Annotated in this window: 20 protein-coding genes; 8 read left to right on the top strand and 12 right to left on the bottom strand. The window is 52.7% G+C overall.

Annotation, left to right across the window (positions count from 1 at the left end):
* The first annotated feature begins 103 nt into the window (after positions 1–103).
* The 8 genes from JRF57_05035 to JRF57_05000 all read left to right on the top strand — a co-directional run bounded on the left by JRF57_05035 (position 104) and on the right by JRF57_05000 (position 12,089).
* Positions 104–1,837: a glutaconyl-CoA decarboxylase subunit alpha gene (locus JRF57_05035; GenBank protein ID MBW2303059.1), complete on the top strand. Its 1,734-nt coding sequence runs from the start codon at positions 104–106 to the stop codon at positions 1,835–1,837.
* Positions 1,838–2,124: 287 nt separating this feature from the next.
* The gene (locus JRF57_05030; GenBank protein MBW2303058.1) at positions 2,125–2,604 is read left to right on the top strand and encodes an Lrp/AsnC family transcriptional regulator; all 480 of its coding nucleotides are present in this window, start codon (positions 2,125–2,127) and stop codon (positions 2,602–2,604) included.
* 161 nt (positions 2,605–2,765) lie between these two features.
* The gene (gene ald / locus JRF57_05025; GenBank protein ID MBW2303057.1) at positions 2,766–3,872 is read left to right on the top strand and encodes an alanine dehydrogenase; all 1,107 of its coding nucleotides are present in this window, start codon (positions 2,766–2,768) and stop codon (positions 3,870–3,872) included.
* A gap of 33 nt (positions 3,873–3,905) precedes the next feature.
* The gene (locus tag JRF57_05020) at positions 3,906–5,252 is read left to right on the top strand and encodes an aspartate aminotransferase family protein (protein ID MBW2303056.1); all 1,347 of its coding nucleotides are present in this window, start codon (positions 3,906–3,908) and stop codon (positions 5,250–5,252) included.
* Positions 5,253–5,313: 61 nt separating this feature from the next.
* Positions 5,314–7,032, top strand: coding sequence for a hypothetical protein (locus tag JRF57_05015; GenBank protein ID MBW2303055.1), 1,719 nt, complete (start codon positions 5,314–5,316; stop codon positions 7,030–7,032).
* Positions 7,033–7,397: 365 nt separating this feature from the next.
* Entirely contained in the window at positions 7,398–9,113 is a 1,716-nt protein-coding gene (locus JRF57_05010; protein MBW2303054.1) for a hypothetical protein, read from the top strand.
* Entirely contained in the window at positions 9,110–10,180 is a 1,071-nt protein-coding gene (locus JRF57_05005) for a PEP/pyruvate-binding domain-containing protein (protein MBW2303053.1), read from the top strand. Before JRF57_05010 ends, JRF57_05005 begins: the two co-directional genes overlap by 4 nt.
* 223 nt (positions 10,181–10,403) lie before the next feature.
* Positions 10,404–12,089, top strand: a complete 1,686-nt coding sequence (locus JRF57_05000) for an aldehyde ferredoxin oxidoreductase (protein MBW2303052.1) — start codon at positions 10,404–10,406, stop codon at positions 12,087–12,089.
* Between the two features lie 24 nt (positions 12,090–12,113).
* Here JRF57_05000 and JRF57_04995 read toward each other — a convergent pair whose 3' ends face one another.
* The 12 genes from JRF57_04995 to recD all read right to left on the bottom strand — a co-directional run bounded on the left by JRF57_04995 (position 12,114) and on the right by recD (position 23,749).
* Positions 12,114–12,611, bottom strand: a complete 498-nt coding sequence (locus JRF57_04995; protein MBW2303051.1) for a response regulator — start codon at positions 12,609–12,611, stop codon at positions 12,114–12,116.
* Between the two features lie 430 nt (positions 12,612–13,041).
* Positions 13,042–14,364, bottom strand: a complete 1,323-nt coding sequence (locus JRF57_04990; GenBank protein MBW2303050.1) for a TRAP transporter large permease subunit — start codon at positions 14,362–14,364, stop codon at positions 13,042–13,044.
* 190 nt (positions 14,365–14,554) lie between these two features.
* The gene (locus JRF57_04985) at positions 14,555–15,085 is read right to left on the bottom strand and encodes a TRAP transporter small permease subunit (protein MBW2303049.1); all 531 of its coding nucleotides are present in this window, start codon (positions 15,083–15,085) and stop codon (positions 14,555–14,557) included.
* Between the two features lie 23 nt (positions 15,086–15,108).
* Positions 15,109–16,158, bottom strand: coding sequence for a TRAP transporter substrate-binding protein DctP (gene dctP / locus JRF57_04980; protein ID MBW2303048.1), 1,050 nt, complete (start codon positions 16,156–16,158; stop codon positions 15,109–15,111).
* A gap of 517 nt (positions 16,159–16,675) precedes the next feature.
* Complete coding sequence (locus JRF57_04975; GenBank protein MBW2303047.1) at positions 16,676–17,011, bottom strand: hypothetical protein; 336 nt, start codon at positions 17,009–17,011, stop codon at positions 16,676–16,678.
* Positions 17,008–17,355, bottom strand: a complete 348-nt coding sequence (locus JRF57_04970) for a hypothetical protein (protein MBW2303046.1) — start codon at positions 17,353–17,355, stop codon at positions 17,008–17,010. The genes JRF57_04975 and JRF57_04970 overlap by 4 nt, the downstream gene beginning before the upstream one ends.
* A gap of 50 nt (positions 17,356–17,405) precedes the next feature.
* Positions 17,406–18,212: a hydroxyethylthiazole kinase gene (gene thiM, locus JRF57_04965; GenBank protein MBW2303045.1), complete on the bottom strand. Its 807-nt coding sequence runs from the start codon at positions 18,210–18,212 to the stop codon at positions 17,406–17,408.
* A gap of 268 nt (positions 18,213–18,480) precedes the next feature.
* Positions 18,481–19,506, bottom strand: coding sequence for a thiamine-phosphate kinase (gene thiL, locus JRF57_04960; protein MBW2303044.1), 1,026 nt, complete (start codon positions 19,504–19,506; stop codon positions 18,481–18,483).
* Between the two features lie 24 nt (positions 19,507–19,530).
* Positions 19,531–20,157, bottom strand: a complete 627-nt coding sequence (gene thiE, locus JRF57_04955; GenBank protein ID MBW2303043.1) for a thiamine phosphate synthase — start codon at positions 20,155–20,157, stop codon at positions 19,531–19,533.
* Between the two features lie 246 nt (positions 20,158–20,403).
* A complete protein-coding gene (locus tag JRF57_04950) occupies positions 20,404–20,790 on the bottom strand; it encodes a hemerythrin family protein (GenBank protein ID MBW2303042.1) in 387 nt (128 codons plus the stop codon).
* Positions 20,791–20,900: 110 nt separating this feature from the next.
* Complete coding sequence (locus JRF57_04945; GenBank protein ID MBW2303041.1) at positions 20,901–21,662, bottom strand: hypothetical protein; 762 nt, start codon at positions 21,660–21,662, stop codon at positions 20,901–20,903.
* 260 nt (positions 21,663–21,922) lie between these two features.
* Positions 21,923–23,749: an exodeoxyribonuclease V subunit alpha gene (gene recD / locus JRF57_04940; GenBank protein ID MBW2303040.1), complete on the bottom strand. Its 1,827-nt coding sequence runs from the start codon at positions 23,747–23,749 to the stop codon at positions 21,923–21,925.
* Positions 23,750–23,754 lie beyond the last annotated feature (5 nt).

The following is a 23,754-nucleotide window of genomic DNA, read 5'->3' as shown; positions in this document are numbered from 1 at the left end:
CTCTGGAAGGCTTACACTATTCAAACCAATGACGGTGATGACAGGGTTGAAGAGCCCGTTGCCTCTATTTGGAAATACAGAGGAGGAAAAGATGAGCCGTTCCATGCATCCTTATTTTCAAAATATGCAGCCCATTGGGAAACCCCTTACCGAAAAACAGATAGCGGACGCAAAAGAAAACCGAGAACAGATCGCCGCCGTGGAGAAAGAGGTGGCCGAGGCCATTGAAAAGGTCAAGAACGCCGGTATTCCAGCCGAGGTCATCAAGAAACGCGGCCAGACCACTGTCTGGGAGCGGATCGAATATCTGGTGGACCCCGGTACCTGGTGTCCGCTTCATACCCTGTACAACCCACAGTTCAACGAAGAAGGCACCACAGGAGTGATCGACGGCCTTGCCCAGATCAACGGAAAGTGGTGCGTCGTGATCGGTTTTGATAACAAGGTCATGGCAGGGGCCTGGATCGCCGGGCAGGCCGACAATCAGCTTCGGGTGACGGATATCGCCAAGAGACTCCATGTGCCCCTGGTCTGGCTGGTGAATTGCAGCGGTGTCAAGCTCACTGAACAGGAAGAGGTCTATGCCAACCGGAGGGGAAACGGCACCACCTTTTTCCGGCATGCAGAGCTCGAAAAGCTGGGTGTGCCTGTAATCGCAGGCATATACGGTACCAACCCCGCGGGGGGCGGTTACCAGGGGATCAGCCCGACCATCCTTATCGCCCATAAGAATGCTAATATCGCTGTCGGAGGCGGTGGTATCGTGAGCGGCATGAGCCCCAAGGGTTACTTCGACGAAGAAGGGGCTGAGGCCCTCATCGAAGCCACCAGGCACTACAAAGCTGTACCGCCCGGAAGCGTCCCCATTCATTACAACGAGACGGGTTTTTTCAAGGAGGTTTACGATACGGAATTCGCCGTATTAGACGCCGTAAAAAGACACGTGGACATGGCGCCTGCCTATGATCCCGAATTCTTCAGGGTTGATGATCCCAAGGAGCCGAAGTTCCCGGGTGATGACATCAATTCCATCGTGGCCTTCAACCAGAAACGGAGTTACAACTTCGACGAAGTCCTGGCCCGAATCTTTGATAACAGCGAACACATGGAATTCAAGCCCGGTTACGGCCCCGAAGTCTATACCGGGCTGGCGAAGATTGACGGTTTCCTGATCGGTTTCATCGGCAACCGGCAGGGCTTCCTTGGGCCGAATTACCCCGAATATGCGCCCTACCCCGGCATCGGCGGCAAGCTCTACCGTCAGGGTCTCATCAAGATGAATGAATTCGTGACTCTGTGCGGTCGAGATCGCGTTCCCATCGTGTGGTTCCAGGACACCACGGGAATCGATGTGGGCGATATTGCGGAAAAGGCGGAACTACTGGGTCTCGGTCAGTCCCTGATCTATTCCATTGAACAGACTGACGTTCCCATGATGATGATCTGCCTTAGAAAAGGAACCGCCGCCGCCCATTACATCATGGGAGGCCCCACGGCGAACAACCACAACGCCTTCACCCTTGGAACCCCTACGACCGAGATCTACGTCATGCACGGCGAGACTGCGGCGGCCGCCTCTTTTGCCAGGAGGCTTGTCAAGGAAAAGGACGCCGGTCGTCCCTTGCAACCCATCATAGACAAGATGAACAAACTGGCAAAAGATTATTACGAAAAATCCCGGCCCATCTATTGTGCGAACCGGGGCTTCGTTGATGAGATCGTGTCCTTTGCAGACATGAGAAAATATATCAAGGCCTTTGCGGGGTGTTGCTACCAGAACCCGACCTCCATTTGTCCTCATCACCACATGATGATCCCGAGAATCATCAAGGGATAAACACCAGTAAAACGGAAAAATGGGGTCAATCCTGCCTGATCGGGGTTGACCCCTTCCCCCTCTTCCTTATCTCCCCCCAAGGGAACTTTCGCTCTCCTTAACCTGCAAAAGACCGTCCTTTAACACTATCCCCCTGTCATCTCCGAGGGTATGCTTGAAATATTAAAATCAGCCACAAGCGACACCAATAGAAAAATATTCTTGACAATATCTTTTAAATTGGAATACTAAGAGCAATATCATTTTCTTATTTGAAAAATTTTTCTTGCATTTAAAAAGGTCCCTTCATGAAAGCAAATGAGCTGGACGCCCTGGACAAGCGACTCATCCGCGTTCTTATCAAGGAGGGGCGCCTGCCCTCCGGCAATATTGCGGAGAGGCTGGATATTACACCCCCTACCGTCAGGAGCCGGATCGAGGCCCTGGTCAGTTCGGGAGTCATGCGGGTGGCCGGGCTTCTCAACCCCTTCAAACTCAAGGATGTCACCCTTGCCCTCGTATGTATAAGTCTGGAAAGGCACCAGGAACTGGATGCGAAGATCGAGGCCATTTCACAGCTTCCCCAGGTTCACTGGGTGGTGGCCGTTACCGGACAATACGATATCATCGCCGAAATCATCCTGACGAGGGGAATGCCGGATCTTTATCAATTCCTTACGGAGGAACTCCCAAGGCTGGGAGGTGTCCGATCGAGCGAATCATTCCTGGTGATGAAAGCCAAACGCAAGTGGATCCTGTTGCCCGATGAAAACGAGATCATCAAGTAGGCGTTTTTCCAATGGTCCCCCTACCCGATGTCATACCCACGGTCTCTATGTCGGCAGGAAGCCCTTCCCTCCATATTCGCAACATCCTCCGTGATGGAATTAACGAACTATAGGTCATGAAATCTCGATAAAAGAAATCCAATCGAAAGGAGAGGTCTACCATGATCGTAGGTGTACCCAAAGAGATCAAAAAGGCTGAAAACAGGGTCGGGATGGTACCCTCGGGTGTTCGGGCCCTAACGGAAGCCGGACACAGGGTTTTAGTGCAAAAAACAGCTGGAACCGGGAGTGGTTTTTCAGATGATGAGTTCATCAAGGCGGGAGCCGAACTGAAGGAAACGATCGAGGAGGTCTATGCTGAGTCGGAGATGATTGTGAAGGTGAAAGAACCCCTCGAACAGGAATGGGATCTCCTGAAGGAGAACCAAATTCTTTTCACCTATCTCCACCTGGCACCAGCGAAGGAACTCACCCTGGCCCTCCTGAAAAGCAAGTGTATCGGGATTGCATACGAGACCGTCCAGTTACCCGATGGATCCCTGCCCTTGCTTACCCCCATGAGTGAAGTTGCGGGACGGGTGGCGGTGCAGGTTGGGGCTTATTTCCTCCAGAAAGAGCATGGAGGAAGAGGTGTTTTGTTGGGCGGTGTGCCCGGAGTCGCTCCGGGGAACGTCGTGATCGTGGGGGGTGGAACGGTCGGCCTCAACGCCGCGAAAATGGCGCTCGGAATGGGAGCTCGGGTGTCCATCCTGGACATCAGTCTGGAACGCCTGAGATATCTTGACGATGTCTTTCAGTGTCGTGTGACTACCCTGATGTCAAACCGACAGAATATTGAAGAACAAATCAAAGTGGCTGATCTGGTCATCGGGGCGGTACTTATTCCAGGGGCCAAGGCACCTCACCTGATCACCCGGGAAATGCTTTCAACAATGAAGCCAGGGGCCGTCATTGTTGATGTCGCGGTGGATCAAGGTGGGTGTGTCGAGACGATCAGGCCCACCTACCACGACGATCCGGTATACGAAGTGGACGGCATTTGCCATTACGGGGTGGCCAACATGCCGGGAGCCGTGGCAAGAACTTCTACTTTCGCATTGACCAATGCCACCCTGCCTTATGTTTTGAAATTGGCGAACCAGGGATTTCCCGAAGCGGTGCGCCTCGATGAGCCGCTTCGAAAGGGCATCAACGTATGCGGCGGAAAGCTCCATTACAAGGCGGTCGCCGACGCCCTGGGGCTGGAATACACTCCATTTGAGATCTGAAATATCATCACCTTTTTTCTATTGGAGGGCGTTATGAGTAAATTCACACTTGCCAGGGGGTGGATCGAAGAGGACAAACAACACCTTCTGCATGGAGGGGTCCCCCTTCGGGATTTTTCGGAAAACGGTACCCCGTTGATTCTGGAATCCGCCAAAGGGATCCGGATAAGGGATATCCATGGAAGAGAATATATCGACGCGTTGGCGGGCGCGGTCTGCGTAAATTGCGGTTACGGACGCCAGGAATTGGCGGAAGTGGCCCGGGAGCAGATGTCCAGGCTTAGTTATGCCGAGTCTTGGTCAGGCGTTGCCCACACCGCCGCCATTGAGTATGCCCAAGCCCTTTCAAAATTCACTCCACCGGGACTGGACCGCTTCTTTTTCGTGAACAGTGGGGCCGAGGCCAACGAAGCGGCCTATAAGATCGCTCGCTACTACTGGGCGACTAAGGGTTATGGGGAAAAGACCAAAATCATCAGCAGGAAGCTCAGCTATCACGGACTCAACCTTTTTTCCATGTGGGCCACGGGGATCGACCGTTTCCACAATAAAGTGGGCAGCCCCAACCCGGATGTCCTCTATACATCGGAATGCTATTGCTACAGGTGTCCTTTTGGAAAGGACTATCCGGGCTGCAACCTGGAGTGTGCCGAAGCCCTTGCTGAAACCATTGAGCAGGAGGGCAAGGACCGGGTGGCCGCATTTGTGGCCGAACCCATTTACGGGGTCTCGGGAACCATCTGTCCCCCTCCTGAATACTTCCCCAAGATAAGAGAGATCTGTGATGCCCACGATGTCTTGCTGATCCTGGATGAAGTCATGACGGGTTTTGGAAGAACGGGGAAGAATTTTGCTTGCATGCACTGGAATATCACTCCGGACCTCCTTTGCATGTCCAAAGGGATGATCAGCTCTTCACTCCCAATAGCAGGGGTTGCCTTCACCGACAAAATTTTCCAGGGGATGCTCTGTGATGATCCCTTTCCCCATCTCCATACCTGTGGCGCGCATCCCGTCGCCTGTGCCGTTGCCAAGAAAAATCTCGAAATCTTGATCGATGAAAACCTGGTGGAGAACTCCGCTAATATGGGTCGCTACATGCTCGACGAACTGGAAAAGCTGCAGGAATACCCCTTCATAGGGCAGGTTCAAGGGATGGGGCTGTTCCTCGGCTTCGAGTTGGTCCAGGATCAAAAGACCCGCGAACCCTTCGCCAACAAGGCTGAAAAAAGGCTGGTGAAGGCCATACTGGAGGAAGGCATTATTGTCCGTCCCGGTGGAAGTCGGATACAAATAGGTCCGCCCCTCATCGTGACCAGGGAAGAGGTTGACGAAATACTCGAAGGTATCAAACGGGCGGTAAAGAAATTCAAGCCCTGAGGATTCCCGATCCACTCTCAGGATATATCTTTAAAACCTTTTCCAAGGAGGTCAGTGAGCCATGGCATGGATGTGGCGTTTACACACCAGGGAGTTCTACCCCCGTAGGGATCTGAAAAAATATCCCGTGATGTTTCTCAATAAATCCCATAGTTATCCGCCGTTCGCCCCCCTTTTCATGTGGTGCTGGATCTTTAACGAGGCTCACGGGGTCTATTACGGGTGCAATGAAACCTTTACACCGGGTACGAGGGGGCATATCATGATCGATATCGACGGATGTGCCCTTGAAAACGGGCTGCCCATTCCAGACCAGAAAGAAGTAGAGGAAAGGAAAAGGCTCAACAGGGAATGGATTGTCAATACTTTCGCTCCCAAGTGGGATGAACTCTGGGCCAGGCACCAACAGGAACTGGAAAGCATATATGAGAAGGAAAAGGCATTTGATTTCCAAAACGCCTCGGTCTATGATCTCTACAAGATCTTTTATGAAACCCTGGAAGTCAACAAAAAGATGTGGGAGTGGCACTTCTACTTTATGTACGGCCAGTTCGGGGCTTACTGGGAATTCGAAGACATGTGCAAGGAATACGTCGGAATACTTGAAACCGACGGGCTCTGGCATGACCTGATCAGGGGGTATGACAATTACCTCTTTGAAATGGACCGTGCCATGTGGGATCTCAGGAACAAGGCCATTGAACTCAAGGTCGACGATGTCATTCGGAAAACCCCTCCCGATGAAACAATCGATACGCTGAAAGAGACCGAGGCAGGAAAGCAGTGGCTGGACCGACATTACAATGATTACATGTTTACCAAGGGTTACGGATGGCGGCAACCGAGGATGATGGAATTCATCAATCCGCTTTGGTGGGAGGATCCTGCCCCGCTTTTCAAATGGTTGAAGCAATACCTCCTTTTTGACGGCGGAGCGGATATGGTGTTCCCCTTGGATGAGATTCGGCCGCGTCTTGAAGAACGCCGCAAAGAGGCGGAAGAAGAAGTCCTGAGAAAGGCAAGGGCCAACGGTTATCCCGACATGGAATACTTCGAGCTTATGATGAGACTCGTGCAAAGGACCAGTTTTTACAGCGAGGCCCATGACTGGATAGACGAGATACAATGCCATGCAGTGAACCGTTATGTCTTCAGAAAGATCGGTGAAAGACTCGTCGAGTTCGGAACCTTCGATGATCCTGATGACATATTCTTCTTTATTCCTGATGAACTCGGCATGTTCATTGCCTACCCTGAAAACTACGAGGTTGGTGATCTGGCAAAGGAGAGGCGACAGGAATGGATCAAGCAGACGGAGTATGAAAACCGTCCTCCCATTGAGTCCGCCGATCCGAACCTCAAGCCCGAGGATACCCTTCCCTATGTCCTTGGTCCCAGGGACCCGGTCGTGACCAAGATCACCGTAGGTCCTTTTGTGAAGCCAAGACCCGAAACCGGGGCCATCGTTTTCGGAAACTGCGGCAACGTGGGTACCGTCGAAGGGATCGCCCGCAGAGTGATCCATACATCGGATATCAATGACGTGAAACCCGGAGAAATACTGGTCGCCCCCGCCACCCATGGGAGCTGGAGTCCCGTATGGCCGTTACTTAAGGGAGTGGTGACCGATGGAGGCGGCAGCGTGAGCCATGCCTGTATCGTGGGGAGGGAATATGACGTTCCCGTGGTTTCGAATACGGGAGATGGGACATACAAAATAAAGACCGGAGACAGAATCAGGATCGAATCCAAGGAGGGCCTTGTCTTTAAGGTGGAATGATATAAACCCAGATTATGCATGACAAATTTTGAAAGAAGTCATTTATTTAATGATTATAGACTGTTGAGCATCTCTTCGGATCAGATTATATTCACCTAAAAGGTGGAGTCAGGAAACATCAAATCTATTCAAAATTTGTCACCCTTCGGGATTGCCGATTCTGCTGCGTTGTAAGGCGCTCGAAGTACTGAAGTAGTCTGGGGCACCTTACGCCTTGCATCTTCGGCAAACTTGGCAATTGCATAATCCGGGATAAAGATATTGAACCACCTCTGATCGAAACAGGAAACCTGTACTCCCCTTTTTTTCGGTACATACGGATAGGTTCAGCCTTCTGCGGATCGAAGCATCCGGGAGTGTCATCGATGGTCGAATGGAAACCAGAATGGATGCCTGAGAGGCGCTACCATGCATTCGTCCTAAACGAAGACGATCTGAAAGCTTATCCTTGCTGGTACCTTGATGCAGCCCATTCCATTCCCCCCTGGACTCCGCTGTTCATCTGGAGTTGGACCCATCACCAGAGATACGGGGACCTTTGGGCCGCTGAAACTATGGGCCTCCCGACGTGCCGGGGAACAGATTGGCGCGAAGTGGACGGATGCGCTTACATGTGCCCCGTACTGGTCACGGACGAAGCTGAAAAGAGGGCGCGGAGCGAGCGTTTCAAGCAACATCTTCAGTCATTTGTGACCGGGTATAACGAGATTCACGACAAGGTGATCCTTGAGCTGAATCGAAGCTATGACCGTTTCAAGGCCTTCAACCCGGACCAGGCCGGTCTTTCCGAACTCTACGACCATTTCGAACAGGTGTTCCACTTCAACTACCGGGTCTGGGGACTCCACTCATGGATGTTGTATACTCTCTTCGCCTTTTACTCCCTTTTCGAAGACCTTTGCCGGGAATACGCCGGGATCAACGATACCAGCCCCTTGTGGCATCGCCTCATCAGGGGATTCGACAACAAGATGCTGGAAGTGAACAGGACCCTCTGGAAACTCGCCATGGATGCCGCGGAACAGGGACTGGATCCGTTGATCAAGGGCACCCCGGATAGAGAAGTGCTTAATGCCTTGGAAGAAAACGAGGCGGGGCGTCGATGGCTTCACCGCGAAAACGGGTTCTATGATTTCGTAAGGACCCATGGTTGGCGAATGCCCCGGGTCATGGAATTCAATGCCCCCAGCATCATTGAGCGGCCGGAGCAATTGTTTCCCTTGATCAGACACTGTTTCGAACGGCCCCAGGGAATGGAAGACGAGGCGTCCCGCGCCGAGATCGTCCGGGACAGGCTGGATGCAGAGGCCGAGATCATTTCAAAATTCCCGCCTTCCGAGCGATCCTGGGTAAGAAAACTCATGGAACTTACCCAGCAGACCGGGATATTTGCGGAAGGGCATAATTATTACTTTGAACACACCTCTCATGCCCTGATGCGCAGGGCGGCCCTTGCCTGTGCGAAACGTCTGGTCCGGGAGGGGCTCATGGATGACCCGGAAGATTTCGTATTTCTCCTTCCTGACGATTTCAGACGCAATCTTCTCTCCCTCAGAATCAATTTTCGCCCCCTCATCGAGGAAAGGAAAGCCTATTACCGTAAATATTCCCTTAGAACCGAACGACCCCATCTGATCGGAAGGCTTTCAGATGACCCCCAAAAAGCGATGGAATACGTCCTGGCGGCCCGGGACTATGTCATGTTGAAATTGACGGTGGGCTCACGAACCCTGATCTCCAGGGACCTGAAGGCGGATCTCGTGGGGAATCCTGCAGCACCCGGCCTGGGACAAGGACGGGCATGCCTCGTCCTGGACGAAAATGATATTGCCAAGATCAAGGATGGAGACATCTTGGTCGCCGTGACCACCTATTCCAGTTGGACACCGTTCTTCCCCCTGATTCGGGGGATCGTGCTCGATAGCGGAGCCAGCTTATCCCATGCGGCCATTATGGGGCGTGAGCACGATATTCCGGTCGTGGTCCAGACAGGGGAAGCCACCAAGAAGCTCAAGGACGGACAACATATCCGCATTGACGGTGAGAGGGGAGCCGTTTGGATCCTGGAGGATGGCCCTTGACGGTACAGAAGGAAGAATTCCTGGTATGGTTTGAAGACCTTTTGGAGGTCCATGCCCCCCTGACGGGAAAGAAAGCCCTGAGCCTTGCGGAAATGAAAAGGGCCGGGTTACCCGTACCATCCGGGTTCGCCCTAACGATCAAGGCCTGGGATTTTTTCGTTAATGAAACGGGCCTGCTCGGGCGGATTCGTGAATGCCTGGCCCATTACAGGAACGTCGAATTCACGGATCTTGCGGCCTTCGAAGAGGCGGGAAATCGTCTGTTCGAACTCTTTGAGTCCACCCCGTTACCTTCCATTCTCAGGAATCAAATTTTGAAAAGCTATGACCGCCTTTCCGAGATTTCGGGGGTCGAATCCGTTCCTGTAGCAGTTCGATCGAGTGGCACCGTGAGCCGGCCGGGGCTTTTTTCTTCTTTCCTGAACGTGTCCGGAAGGGACATGTTGTTGAAGAAACTCGTGGCCTGCTGGGCAAGCGCCTATTCACCCAGGGCACTTGCCATGAGGGCACAACGTGGACTCCCCCTTGAAAGGGAGGCGATCGGCGTTGTTGTGTGCCAGTTTATCCCGGCACGATCGGCAGGTGTACTGTTTACGGCACATCCGGTCACACGGAATCCAAATCAATGTGTGATCGAGGCGAGCTGGGGTCTGGGAGAGAGCGTGGTCCAGTCCAGTGTCACGCCGGACAGGTTTACCGTGAACCGCACCACCCTTGAAATCGAAGAGCGGGTCGTACACCCCAAACTCAGCCAGGTCGTCTCCCGGGACAAGGGTATCCGAATCGAATCTATCTCCAAATCCGCTCAGAACCTCCCCTCTCTGGAAGACCAAGAGATCATCGCCCTTGTAAAACAGGCGGAAAAGGTGGAAAGACTCTTCGGCAATATACCCCAGGACATCGAATGGGCCGTATCCATGAACGAACCCTTTCCTGAAAGCATTTTCTTTCTTCAGGCCAGGCCCATCGCGGGTTTCCACCGGGAAAAAGGGGAGATCGAAAAACCCCCGGGGATTGAGGATCCGGAACACATAGCTGAACTCATGATCAAGCGACTCTTCGGGTAGGACATCGTCGATATCCTTGACGGGGCGTGCAGGGCCCCCCCACGGTCTTTCATTCGCCTTCGCCAGGATACCCTGTAGTTCTTGTTACAGGGAGGAATGGCGGGGTGAGCGCGCCGAAGCGCTTTTGCGCGAAGGCGGGTTTGGCTCCGTCGCAATTCAGCTCAAGATATCCCGCTGCTTGCAGCGGGGAGCTTCATTTTTTTCCATAAGGGAGGATTTCTTCGTGAGATACCGATTGAACGTTCAACTGGATCAACAACACATCGAAAAGAATGAGCTTCCTGAAGAGGTGGCATGGCTGGGGGGCCGGGCGATGATCGATTGGATTATGGCCCGCGAGGTCCCACCGACCTGCCATCCCTTGGGCCCCCAAAACAGGCTGATCCTCGCTCCCGGCCTCTTCGCCGGAACAGTGATTCCCTCGGCAAGCCGCCTCTCTATCGGTGGGAAAAGCCCACTCACGGGAGGCATCAAGGAATCCAACGTAGGGGGCATGGCGGGGATCCTGCTGGGCCAATTTGGGATCGGTGCCTTGGTGATCAGTGGTATCTCCACCGCCCCGGTTCCTCAAGTCCTGGTCATCGGATCCGATTCGGCTGAACTCGTGGATGGCCGGGGATTGCAGGGAAAGGGGAATTACGAAACCGTAGAGGTCCTGAAAAAGCGTTTTGGAGAGAACAAAGTATTCCTTACTATCGGTCCCTGCGGCGAGATGAAAATGTCCGCGGCGACCATCGCCGTCACAGACACGGAAGGTCGTCCCTGCCGGCATGCCGGAAGGGGGGGGCTCGGCGCCGTTATGGGGTCCAGAGGGTTGAAGGCCATCGTGCTCGACCCTGAAGGGGCGAAGGTGCGAAAACCCATTGACGGAGAATCCTTTTCAAAGGCCTTGAAGGAATACATCCAAGCCATTGAATCCAGTAAAAGAACGGCCTTCTGGAGAGAAAACGGCACGGCGGGACTCATTGATGTCAGTCATGCAAGAGGAAGCCTTCCCACCCGTAATTTCACCCGAGGGTCCTACGAAAAAAAAGATGGGATCAATGCGGCGCGCATGAAAGAACTCGTGGCCGATCGGGGTGGCCGAATGGGTCATGCCTGCATGCGGGGTTGCATTATTCGGTGTTCAAATGTCTACAATGACGAAAAGGGAGGTTACCTCACATCCGGCCTTGAATATGAAACCCTGGTTCTTATGGGGTCCAACCTGGACATCGACGACCTGGACACCATCGCCATGATCGATCGGCGATGCGATGACTACGGCATCGACACTATCGAGATCGGCGCAACCCTGGGGATACTTACCGAAACGGATCTCTTCTCCTTCGGAGACGGCCGGCGGGCGCTGGACCTTATCGATGAAATCGGCGGGGGCACGTATTTGGGTCGAATCCTCGGGCAAGGAGCGTGTGTTACAGGAAAGGCATTCGGCATTTCCCGCATCCCGGCCGTCAAAGGGCAATCCCTCCCAGGGCACAGTGCCCGCCCTCTTAAAGGGCTCGGGGTGACCTATGCGACGAGTCCCCAGGGAGCCGATCACACCGCGGGCTTTGTTTCCGAAGAACCCTTTTCGAACAAGGGACACACGACACGCTCCAGGGAAGCCCAGATCAACGTCACCCTGGCCGACAGCCTTGGATTATGCCAGTTTACAGGGCTTCGCGCAGAATACACCCTCTTTTCGGGTCTTATCGGTTCGTTGACGGGGAAGGTGCCGGGCGAGAACGAGGTCAAAGAAATCGGCAGGAAGGCTCTGTGGCGCGAAAGGGAATTCAATACCAGGGCCGGGTTCGGCCCCGGCCAGGATCGCCTGCCGGATTTCATGAAATGGGAACCGCTTTCTCCAAGCGGAGAGGTCTTTGACGTGGATGACGAAGACCTGGACCGGGTTTTCGGGGAATTCTGATCAACACTTTCAACCAAAGGCCTGTTATTGATCCTCCTGGGCCTTTCTTATTTTTTCAGACAGGCCGTGAATCTTTTCCCAGTCAGGGCCGAATTTTTTCTCGTAATAGGGTGAGAACCTTTCAAGCCAGCGCCACCAGAACCCCTTCCCCTTTTTCTGTGCCTCCAGAACATCGTTCAGGTAAGTGGCTATATTGGCCATCTCGTCTTTCGGAATGTAGGAGGCCGCCCCCATGTCAAAGGATTTCTCCGTATCCTCAATGCTCAGGGCATGGGCCGTCAGCATGACGGTGACCATTTTCCTCTTCCTGGCGATTTCCAGGAGCTTGTAGCCGTCCACTCCCATTATGTCCAGGATAACCAGGTCATAACTCTGATTTTCCAACAGTTTTTCGGCATCTTTGAAGTTTGTGGCCTTGGTGATGTAACACATCGGGAGCAGTTGTTCCAAGGTGTCCAGGACATCCGGCTCGTCATCCACAATGAGGATTCGGGTTCCCTCGAGTAGACTCTTCTTGGCCATAATTGATTTCTCCACCTAAGATTGAGAATACCTCGAAAGCGATTGCAGGGGAACAGGGGCGACACTTACCTCTACATCCCCTGATTAGTGCCCATCCATAAAATGGCCCTTTTCTCCAATCTCAGCGTCAGGCTCAGATTTTAATCCTCGAAATACTTCAATGTATGGATGCTTGTCCCGCTTGGGATACCTAGCGGGGCGGTTAAAATCTTCGCCTTCCTTGACCTTGAATAAAATTGCCTATTTATGGATGGGCACTGATTAAGACATAAACCAAAATAATTCATGAACGCCTGCCCGCCGGCTGTTTGGCGGGAACGTAGCGGAGGGAACATCACTTTACCCATCAAGTGCTGTCAGAATACTTTAATCATAATTTGGAATAAACTTAAATTATATATCCATTTTGCCGAAAGGTATACGGCCTTCTTTATCCCCCCCCTCCCAGGACAAGGTTAGGCAGCCACAGGGCCACCCCCGGAAAGATCATCACCAACAGCAATACAATAAGCTGGAGACCTATGAACGGGAATACGGATAAGTAAATGTCCCCCATCGTGACGGAAGGCGGTGTCACTGCTCTCATGTAGAAGAGATTGAATCCATAAGGAGGGGTAAGCCATGCGATGTTCACCTGGATCATGAACATCACGGCAAACCACAAATCGTTGAAACCCAGCATCCTGACGATGGGAAGGTAGAGCGGCGTGACGATAAGGATGATGGCCACATCATCCATGAACATCCCCATAATGAAAATACTCAACTGCATCATCACGATGACCACCATCCCCTGTACCGGCATACGCCGAACAATCTCCTGGATCAGATCAGCGGCGCCGATGGCACTGTAGACCTGTGAGAACAGGGTGATGGACATGATCAGCCACATGATCATGGAGGACAGTCTCAAGGCGTCAAGCAGGGACTTCTTGATTACCTCCATATTCAATGTGCCTTTCAGGAGTCCCGACAGCACGACCCCAGCCGCCCCGATGCCTGCCGCCTCCGTGGGGGTGGCCGTCCCCGTGTACATCCCTCCCAGTACGAGGAAAAGGACGAAAAGGGGAAGGCTCAGCCCTTTCAGGGCAATGAGCTTTTCTTTCAGGGACGCCCGATCTTCTTTGGGAATCTTGGGTCCCATGTGGGGCTGTATAAGACAGCGAATCCAAATGTAAAGGATATAGAAAAGGGCCATGAGGATTCCTGGAAGCATCATCCCGATATAAAGTCTCCCGATGGACATTCCGGCCACACTGGCATAGATGATGGCCAGGACACTCGGCGGGATCATGATGCCAAGCAGGGCGCCGGCTCCAACCGCCCCAACCGCGATGTTTTTGTCATATTTACGTTCCAGCATGGCAGGAAGGGCGATGGTGCCCATGGTTACCGTGGCCGCACCGCTTACCCCGCACATGGCCGCGAAAACGGCCGAGATGGCCACCGCCCCCATGGCCAGGGAACCTGCGATTCCACCAGACCAGATGTGGATGGCCTTGAACATATCATCGGCGATGCCGGTGAAACTCAAGAGTGTGCCCATGAAGATGAACAGGGGTATGGCCATGAGCGTCAGGCTGGTGATCCCGCCATACATGGACGTAGCCACCATGTAAAGGGAGCGGGGACCGAGAAAAATAACAGCGAAAAGGGCCCCCGTGGCCGCCAAGGTGAAAGAGATAGGAAATCCCAGCACAAAGAGGAAAAAGACCATGCCGAGCAACAATAATGTAATCAAACCTACATCCATCAGTCGTCCCTCAATTGGATCATAGAGCTGCTCTCCGAATCCATCGTCCTCTAGGGACCATGGAGCCGGGGAGGGATGGTTGAAGACAATTGCCTGTTCTCTAAGGGAATCTACTCGTGTTCATGGAAAAGACCGCACCCGGCGGGATCCCGGGGCCTTTCAGGTCCCCGCCGGGTAAACGGATGTTCTTTCATGTCTCCGGCTGGTCTTCCCCGTTATCCTCGCTTTCTCGGGCCTCTTCCACCCGCTTCACAAAATTGGATATTCCCTGGAGCAGAAGAAAGATCCCGCCGAGAAAAAGCATACTCTTGACAAAGTAAAGGGGCGGCTTCCAGATCAGGTTCCTCCCCCGCTCCAGAATGCTCCAGGAATGCCAGGCCATTCTCCCGCCCTGCCAGATTATGAGGACCATGAGAAACAGAAATACCGGGAAGCAGATGAGTTCAGCCATGAGTCGTTTTTTGGGTGTCAGTTTGGCGTAAATCAAATCCATCCTGACATGGCCCTCATGAAGATAGACATAACCTCCACCCAGAATGGCAAAGGAAATCATCAACTGGCCGTTCACATCCCAGACCCATATTTGGGGGCTGTTGAAAACAACCCTGAGAATAACGTCCGCCACCTGGAATACCATGACGATAAAGATACCCCAGCAGATGACGTTCCCAACCCCCTCATTAAAGCGGTCAATAATCGAGGTGATCTGTTTTAGGGTCATATCTCCTCCGACACAGGCCCGGACTATTTCGGGATTTCTATGCCCTTGGCTTTCAGGAAATTCTTCAGCATCTCCACATACTGGGCCGTTTCAGGAGACTGGGCTGCAGTCTCATCCCATACCTGCTTGGCCACGGAGATCATTTTGGGCATTTCCGCCTTATTAAGATTTACGATCTTCACACCCTTCGATACCGCGTAATCGATCCCGTCCTGATTTGCCTTGGCATATGCCGCATAGATTTCAGGAGCGGCCTTTCGCACGATTTCCATGAATTTTACTTGAACGTCCTTGGGTAATTTTTTCCAGGAATCCATGTTGCAAATAAAATCCGTGTTCAGGGGGAAGATCACCGGAGGAAGATTTACGTATTTAACGACTTCAGCGTACTTCGCGGTCTTCAATTCGGCTGTGGAATAGATGAATCCATCCACGGTCCCGAGCTTGAGGGCCATATAAAGATCTTCCGGCGGAAAGGCCATGGGTTTACCTCCAGCTGCCTTCACGTAAAGAGCGGTCGGGCCTTCAGACCAAACCTTTTTCCCTTTCAGGTCGGACATCTTGTGGATGGGAAAATTTCCCATGATGGGCAAAAGGGAGGTCGGCATAGGATACGCAAAGAAAATGTTATGCTTTGCGTAAGCCTTTCGGATATAATCCAACCCCCCGAACTTGTCGAAAAATTCCAGATCCTGCTCGGCGTTCTGCCAGCCCATGGGAAGCCCAAAAGCCACGATCGCCTCAGGGATGGTCTGGGCCGCCCAGGCGGGAGCCGTATACGCAGCGTCGTACACACCCATGGAAAGGCCGTTGAACATTTCTTCCGCCGGAATGATCTGGCCGGGTTGAAAAAGGGTGATCTTTAACTTTCCTTTCAGCCCCTCGTTGAGGGCCTTGACAAGCCCTTTTGCTTGAATTTCATAGGAATAATCTCCTCCGGGAAACAGGCACTGCATGCGCCACTTGATTTCTTTCGCAACGCACGGAGTAGCCCCCAGTATCCCTCCTGCCAGAAAGGCCAAAACCACGACACAAAGGAATGACCGTTTCATTAAATCCCTTGAAAATCTCATTCGGCACCTCCTTCTTGAAAAATGTGACAATGTTTCATTTCACCACACCCCGCCGCGGCATACAAGGACGACCCTGCCCGCCCTCCGGGGAACCACGAGCGATTGCGCAAGAAATATGGTTTTCACCGTAGATTTCGATTTATGAGTACTTTTGAAGGGGACAAGGCCCCTTCCCTCTATTGATTTCAATCAGGCTGGTAACTGGTTGTTTGGCTTGGAAAGAAACAATCCGACGCGCCGGCTACACTCTCTCCGCTGCCTTTCCGGAGAACAATTCAGAGTTGTTGGGATGATTTTCTGAAAGAGAATTCGTTTGCTAATACTATTTCATAATGAAAAAATCTGTCAAGCTTTTTTTCTTGTCAGAAAAAAATTATATGCAGCCTTCGTTTTGAGATTGTTTTAAAAATGGGACGGGGTAAAAAGCCGTGTGATAGATTGAAGATAGAAAGGGATAAGGTTCATCCGGGATTCGGGCTGTTTGATCTCTAACTGAAGGGCTCCTTGGTCTTCACCCTCAAGGTGCCAGCAGGATCTGGCGTTCGAAACGCTCTTCCAGTTCGCGCGAGAGCTGCTCGGCCGCCTTTTCGTCCGGAAGCTCCACCATGAGTTCGCCTCCCTCCCCTACCACCAGGCGGCCATGTGTTTCGACAACTTTCGCAACGTCAATGGGATCAACGGTCCACCACCCCTTTGTTCTCATGAGCAGCTCTTTTCCTTTTAAACGCCTGGGAGTCACGAGATCAATCTCCCGGAACCAGGCCTCCCAGCCGATCTCGGCCGGTTTGCGAAGGACAGGGGTAACGGGATCGTGGTAGATTCGGCATCGGCCGAACAAACGCAATCGGATCATGGGGCGACCTTCCTTACCAGTTTTTCCACATCAGGATCCGGGGACAGGCATTCTTCAGGCACCTCCAATCCAGATCTTTCCAGGCGGTTTTGCAGGCATCGTACATAGAGAGAGGCCATCCGGTCTTCATCAAGAAAGATTCCCATCCGGTCGGCTTCCCTGCAGGCCCCTTCGAAAAGATACCTGGCCTGCTCCCGCCATTTCCGGAGTCGAGGATCAATTGGAGATAGATTCAATTTTTCCAGGAACCTGAACTGGGCCTCCTCCATCCTCCCGAAAATCCGCCTGAATGCCTGAACAGAGGGGTCCCTTCCCCATTCATCTCCAGTCAATTCCAATTCCAATCTCTCTCGTTTTTCTCATCGATTCCACCGGGTGCACTTGCGATACTATCTTAGGCCTCCCGAATCTTTGCCCCCGTCAATAATTCGTCTTCAGTGATTTCAAAAAGGGCGTCCATAAGGGCCACCTGGAAACTTCCGGGAGCCGAGGCCCTTTGCGCCGCCCATTCTCCTGCAAGCCCAAAGTAAGCCAATCCACCGGCCGCAGCATCAAGGCCGTCACCATCGACGGCTATAAAGGCTCCGATTATCGCCGAAGCCATGCAGCCCGTGCCGGTCACGCGCCCCATGAGTTGATGCCCGTTTGAAACCCTCACGGTGCGGTTCCCATTGGTCACCAAATCCTCGGCCCCGGTGACGGCAATGGTAAGATCCGATCCTGACGCCAACTCTTCCGCCAATTTTCCCACGTCTTCCACGCCATGGATCGAATCAACACCCCTCGTCTTGGAACTTTCTCCCATCAGTGACAGGATTTCGGAAGGATTTCCCCGGATGACTTTGATCTTTACTTCCTTCAGTATCTTTTCAGCCGAGCGGGTGCGAAGGCTTGTAGCCCCTGAGCCGACAGGATCCAGCACAACGGGGACTCCCAGATCATTGGCCTTTTTTCCGGCCTTGATCATGGAATCAATCCAGTAAGGAGTGAGTGTCCCTATGTTGAGCACCAATGCCCCGGCCAGTGAAACCATCTCCTCGACTTCCTCGGGGGCATGGGCCATCACCGGGGAAGCGCCGCAGGAGAGGAGGGCATTTGCCGTGACGTTCATCACAACGAAATTGGTGATATTGTGAACCAGGGGTCTCCCTTCCCTGATACGTTTCAAGTTATCCGCCGCTTTCCTGCCAAGATCCTGCATATCCATGACTCCTCCCGATCCTCGTTTTTCAAAGGTCTCGCCATGCTCTTGACCTTAGAGGTTATTATACCTTATCGGACACTACCATGTACTCTTTTGATATATCTAAATAAAAGGATCTCTTCAAAATTTTGAAACGCTCAGTTTAGGTTTGAAATTATGGAAAGGGCCATACTACCGTGGACTTTCCCCCGTCCCTCAAGCCGGTGTGCTCCATCTCAAGGGGTATCGCCCTTCTCTGCTTAGTGCCCGCATTTATGGATGGACACTACTTAATAAAATGATCCCATCCACCCTCCGAAAGGCTTTTGAAGTTTCCGTCCGCTGCCTGCAGCCTGATCCCTTCCTCCACGGCCAGCATTCTTCCCACCTCATGAATGGGAACATCACTCACATCCCTCAAGGCCGCCTTGATGTCGGCCAAGTGCTCCGGTGGACAGGTAATGATGAGTTCGTAGTCGTCACTGCTTCCCAGCACCCATTCAAAAGGATCTATGTTGAAAAGGCGGGCGGCATTTTTCAGATCTTCGCTCACAGGCAGCCTTTCTTCAAGGATCAAGGCCCCCAGCCGGCTTTCCTTGCAAATATGCCCGAGATCGCCCAGGAATCCGTCACTGGTGTCGATCATGGACGTTGCCAAACCCGTAAGGGCGATGACACGGCCCTCCCGGGCGCGATGGGTGGGTGTGTTGTATCGCCGAACCAGGGGGTGACTTGTCAGTTCCCCAGGAGACCTGGATGAAAGCAGGTAATGGAGTCCTGCGGCCGATTCTCCGGGATAGCCGGTAAGGAGTATGACATCGCCTTCCCGGGCCCCGGATCTTCGTACGGCCCTTCCCTCTTCCACCTCCCCGATCAGGGTGATATCAATGAATATCTCATTCTCGACCTTGGTGAGGTTGCCCCCGATGATGGCACCTCCCATAGGAGTAAGTTCCCTTAGAAACCCGCGGTAAAGTTCCTCGATATAGGAAACCTTTGAATCTCCCCGGAGCCCGAGGGAGATGAGCGCATACAGGGGCCGCCCCCCCATGGCCCCGATATCGCTGATGTTCAGGGACATGGCGCGTCGGCCCAGGTCAAGGGGGCTGATGTGTTCGGGAAGAAAATGGCGACCCTCCACCACGGAATCGCAGGTCACAAGGATTTCATACCCCGCCTTTGGACGGAAGGAGGCGGCGTCGTCTCCGATCCCGAGCCTAAGATCCGCCGATTCGGGAGATTCCCCCTCGATAATTGTCTGAATCCGGTCGATGAGGCCGAATTCACCGATGTCTTTAAGGGTCTTGTCCACGGAGCTGTTCTCCCAAAAAGGCTGTCAACCTGATTCCATCGCCTTTTTTAGAGCCCGGGTCGCCTGCAACGGATCTTCCTGGCAACAGATGGCTGAAATCACTGCGATCCCTGCGGCCCCCGCCTTCATGACTTCTCGGGCGTTCTCGACCGAAATACCCCCAATGGCAATCACCGGAACCTGGACTCTCTTCACTACACTTTGGAGAAGTGAGATTCCTCCTGCAGGTCCTGCGTCCAACTTGGAGGTCGTATCATATACCGGGCCGAAGCCGATATAATCAGCCCCCTCCGAGACACAGGCAAGGGCCTCTTCCAGGGTGGATGCGGATCCTCCGATTACCTTCCCGGGACCGAGCAACTTGCGGGCCAGGGGAATGGGAAAATCCTCCCTGCCCAGATGCACCCCGTCGGCCTCTGAGGCGATGGCTACATCAATCCTGTCATTGACGATGAAACTTACCGTCTTCTCCTCGCATATCCTCTTAATCCGACGGGCCACCTCGATCATTTCCCTCGTGGAACCGGTTTTTTGCCTGAATTGAATGGTGTCCGCTCCCCCGGAGATTCCCAATCGGGCAAGTTCCTCATGGGAGAAACGGGACTGTAAAACCACATCCGTCAAAAGGTGCAATTTTCCAATGGCACCCATGGTTTCCTCCTTGAAACAGCCTGAATACAGATGATCGTTCTAATCAAGGTGACCTATATGAACTTGAAAATCCGCCCTTGTCAACCTTCCATTCACTGCCGGTGCCGGCCGGGATAAAAGGATATGTTGGATGGACTAGGCGGGAGTCTCATTGGGGTGAGATGGATGGATTGAGGGACAGGACTGTGGTAATAAGGCTTCCTCATGCTAATCAATTTTGATCGCTGTCATGAGATAGCCTATTCATCAACTTGATATTGCCTTTACATATGGAGCATATTTTCTGTCTTCCATGTTAATGTGCCCCAGCCACCATTCTTTCAAGAATTTCAACGTAATTTCCGGTTCCTTGTAAGAAGCTGCCCCCCGTACAATTTCTTTTGTCCTTTTCATTAGTCCGTGATGCAACAAGATGTGGTCTTCCAAGTCCGGGTAACCCGCTTCTTTCATTAATGCTTCTTCAGTTCTAAAATGAATGCTTGTGTATTGTTCCAGAATAATCAAGGTAGGTTTCAGTGCCTCTTCCCCGTGACCTTCTTGAATAAAGCAATGGAACGAATTGATGGTAGAAACGATACCCCTGTGTTGTTCATCGATAATAGGGACCCCTAAATTGTTTTTCTCAGTCCACACGATAAATACAAATTTTTCATTATTTTATCCCTCCCCTTTGGGCATCCTGACGAGCAACCTTCTTGATGTTAGATGCATTTAACCTCTTGCAAACTCAAGGTTTGCAAGGTTCAGCGGCTATGTTTATTCTCAAGCCAGGACATGTACTTCTTGAAAAGTTTCGGATTCCACTCTTTCATGTTCCGCCTGAGTTCTGGCAGTTCGACCTTCTTGATAAACCTCATTATAGAGGCGTTGTCAGACAACACCATGGCATGGTAAAACAGCCGCGGCACAAGACCTCGGTCTCCATTCTTATGATAATTTTTAGCAAGCATGAAATATTGTTGAAGCCATTGCTTCAATTCTTCAAGATCCCTTAATATTCGCTGCTCAAAAAACCCGTCCAGTTGGGCTGTCACCGGAAACCACCCAAGAGGATTATCGATTGCATTCTCATCCTCAAGCACCTCATTCAGTTTTTCCCTAAGTTCCCTGTCTTGTATCCTTTTCAGATCAACCCGGTCCGCCGCAATTACAAAGGCCTCCCGGTAGCAGATCCTGGCTGTTCGAAGATCCCTTCTCAGGACATAAGCATCGCCCAGGTATCCGTATGCCGTTGCGTTTCCGGGCTCGGTTGCGATCAGACTTTGTAATGATTGTATGGCTTCATCCACTCGCCCTGCGATCAGGTAGAGCAAACCAATCGGCACTTCATTCGGAAGCTTACGTGCCTTATCCGGCCTGGTCACACCCAGCCCATTTATTACCTTGCTGAAAAATTTCACCTGGAATTGTTCTTCCAGGGATTTGGGTCTCCATGGATAATCAAATGTCTCTTCGAATTCAGTCCAGACCTTATAAAGCCGTCCTGCCCCGGGTAGGTCAATCATTGACCAATCGACATCCCTTATCCGCTCTTTCCAGAACCCGGCCAACTCCATTTCGCGGTTAACATTTCTGCCCCATGGAAACATCCTCCTATAATGATCCAGGGTCTTTAAACACCCGTCAAAATTCATTTCCAGAAGTTGCCCGACAGCAACGTTAAAAAGGGTATTTTCATCACCAAACAGACTGAGTTGTTCTTCCATGACTTGCGTTTATTGTTCCATTCGGGGAATAAGAAAAACCTATGCTTTCAAGGGCATATTCACTCTCCCCAGAGGGTGTCCCGGAGGCCGGAAGTCCTCGCGATCTGCCTTGAAACGGCGGATGAGAAAATCTCTCTGGGGGCCCAAACGTCTACTCTCTTTCTGGCCCTGGTGATCGCGGTGTAGATCAACTCCTTGGTCAGGATCGGGGAGTCATGGCTAGGAAGCAGGAACAGTACATGATCAAACTCGGATCCCTGGCTCTTGTGGACGGTCATGGCGTAAACCGTTTCATGCTGGGGCAATCTGGAGGGATGAATAGCTCGTAATCGTCCTCCTGATTCCTGGAAAAAGACCCTTAAACGATTGCCTTTTTCCGGGTCGGGGAGCACAACACCCGTATCCCCGTTATAAAGGCCCAGGGCGTAATCGTTTCGTGTAACGAGAATCGGCCGTCCGGGGTACCATTCACTACTGCCTTGCTGGATGAAACCCGCCCTCTTAAGGGTGCGCTCCACGGCCGCGTTGATCATTTTCACACCGAATGGACCTTCCCTCAGGGCGCACAGGATCCTGAATTTCTCGAAAGCATTGAAAAGCACATCAGGATCTCGTTTGGTAAAGCAGTCCTTGAACCCTTCAAGGACAAGCGGTGTAATGGCGGCCGGCAGGTTCGAATAGCCTGAGGTGTCTTTCCAAATCAAGTCCTCGAAACTTCCCTCTTCCAGGAGTCGAACCGCTCCTTCGGCATCCCCTTCCTTCACAGCTCTGCTCAATGCCTGGATGCCGCTGGCGGAACCGAAACGATAACTCTTCCTGAGTTCCACGATGCAATCCGATATACCGCCCTCTGGAGGCGCTCCACCATGTATCCCGCCGACACTGCATCCCGCGATCTTTTCCAGCTCACGTGCAAAGCCGATGCTGAACCGGTGCTCCCTTCCCGCATTGCAGATGTCCCCAAGGACCGCGCCTGCCTCCACTGATGCGAGTTGATCCTTGTCTCCCAAAAGGATCAGGCGTGCCTCGGGCGAGAGGGCCTGAACGAGCTTGGACATGAGGGCCAGGTCCACCATGGAGGCCTCGTCCACCACAACGATATCCTGGGGCAGGGGGTTTTCTGCATTATGTTTGAAATAGGGCGAATCGCGGCGACTCCCAAGGAGCCTGTGGATGGTGGAGGCCTCCTCGGGTATGGATTTCCTTATGGGGGCTGGAATATCAAGTAGTGTCTTGCTTTTCCGAATGGCCTCCTCAAGGCGCGATGCGCCCTTACCCGTCGGGGCCGCCAGTGCGATCCGCAACTCTTTTGCGCCGTTTAGTTCGAGGAGAAGGCCGATGATCCTTGAAACAGTGGAGGTTTTTCCCGTACCGGGTCCACCGGAGATGACACAGAACTTCTTCCTTGAAGCCACGAAGGCGGATATCTTCTGCCAATCGATCTCCCCGGGATTCTCTGTCGGGAAGAGACGGTCGAGGACACCCTTCAGGGAAACAGGATCGAACGTCCCGCCCGGTTCCCGTGCCCGCTCCCGGATCCACGAGGCAAGTTTTGCCTCGTATTCCCAGTACCGGTAAAGGTATAGCCTGGAGCACTCATCGAGGATCAGGGGCTTAAACTCTCCCGGCCTCCCCACAACGGGAGATGCCAGTAGCCTTTTCATCCAGGTCTCATGGTCCGGGCACTGCAAGGCAGGTTGAACCCCCTCCCCGCCCCCGAGTATTGTTCCGGCCTCCCTTTCCAGGTCCAGGCAGACATCACCTCGATCCCTCGCCCGGCTCGCAAGGGCGGCGGCCAGAAAAAGGCAAGGATCTTTGCCGCCTGAGAGCCGTTCCATGAGGGAAGCAAACTGCAGATCGAGATGGGAGATAATTCCCTCCTCGATCCATT

It is taken from the genome of Deltaproteobacteria bacterium (genome assembly GCA_019310525.1).
GTDB lineage: Bacteria > Desulfobacterota > DSM-4660 > Desulfatiglandales > HGW-15 > JAFDEE01.
Note: the sequence above shows the minus strand (reverse complement) of the source record. Positions and strands in the feature narration are given on the sequence as shown.

What these genes read in the sequence shown, in the direction of transcription:
- JRF57_05010 (MBW2303054.1), top strand. Translation starts at nt 7,398, where the DNA reads ATGGTCGAATGGAAACCAGAATGGATGCCTGAGAGGCGCTACCATGCA.
- JRF57_04945 (MBW2303041.1), bottom strand. Translation starts at nt 21,662, where the DNA reads ATGATTGACCTACCCGGGGCAGGACGGCTTTATAAGGTCTGGACTGAA.
- JRF57_05020 (MBW2303056.1), top strand. Translation starts at nt 3,906, where the DNA reads ATGAGTAAATTCACACTTGCCAGGGGGTGGATCGAAGAGGACAAACAA.
- dctP (MBW2303048.1), bottom strand. Translation starts at nt 16,158, where the DNA reads ATGAGATTTTCAAGGGATTTAATGAAACGGTCATTCCTTTGTGTCGTG.
- JRF57_04985 (MBW2303049.1), bottom strand. Translation starts at nt 15,085, where the DNA reads ATGACCCTAAAACAGATCACCTCGATTATTGACCGCTTTAATGAGGGG.
- JRF57_04975 (MBW2303047.1), bottom strand. Translation starts at nt 17,011, where the DNA reads ATGATCCGATTGCGTTTGTTCGGCCGATGCCGAATCTACCACGATCCC.
- JRF57_05030 (MBW2303058.1), top strand. Translation starts at nt 2,125, where the DNA reads ATGAAAGCAAATGAGCTGGACGCCCTGGACAAGCGACTCATCCGCGTT.
- ald (MBW2303057.1), top strand. Translation starts at nt 2,766, where the DNA reads ATGATCGTAGGTGTACCCAAAGAGATCAAAAAGGCTGAAAACAGGGTC.
- JRF57_04995 (MBW2303051.1), bottom strand. Translation starts at nt 12,611, where the DNA reads ATGGCCAAGAAGAGTCTACTCGAGGGAACCCGAATCCTCATTGTGGAT.
- thiE (MBW2303043.1), bottom strand. Translation starts at nt 20,157, where the DNA reads ATGGGTGCCATTGGAAAATTGCACCTTTTGACGGATGTGGTTTTACAG.
- JRF57_05035 (MBW2303059.1), top strand. Translation starts at nt 104, where the DNA reads ATGCATCCTTATTTTCAAAATATGCAGCCCATTGGGAAACCCCTTACC.
- JRF57_05015 (MBW2303055.1), top strand. Translation starts at nt 5,314, where the DNA reads ATGGCATGGATGTGGCGTTTACACACCAGGGAGTTCTACCCCCGTAGG.
- JRF57_04990 (MBW2303050.1), bottom strand. Translation starts at nt 14,364, where the DNA reads ATGGATGTAGGTTTGATTACATTATTGTTGCTCGGCATGGTCTTTTTC.
- thiM (MBW2303045.1), bottom strand. Translation starts at nt 18,212, where the DNA reads ATGCAGGATCTTGGCAGGAAAGCGGCGGATAACTTGAAACGTATCAGG.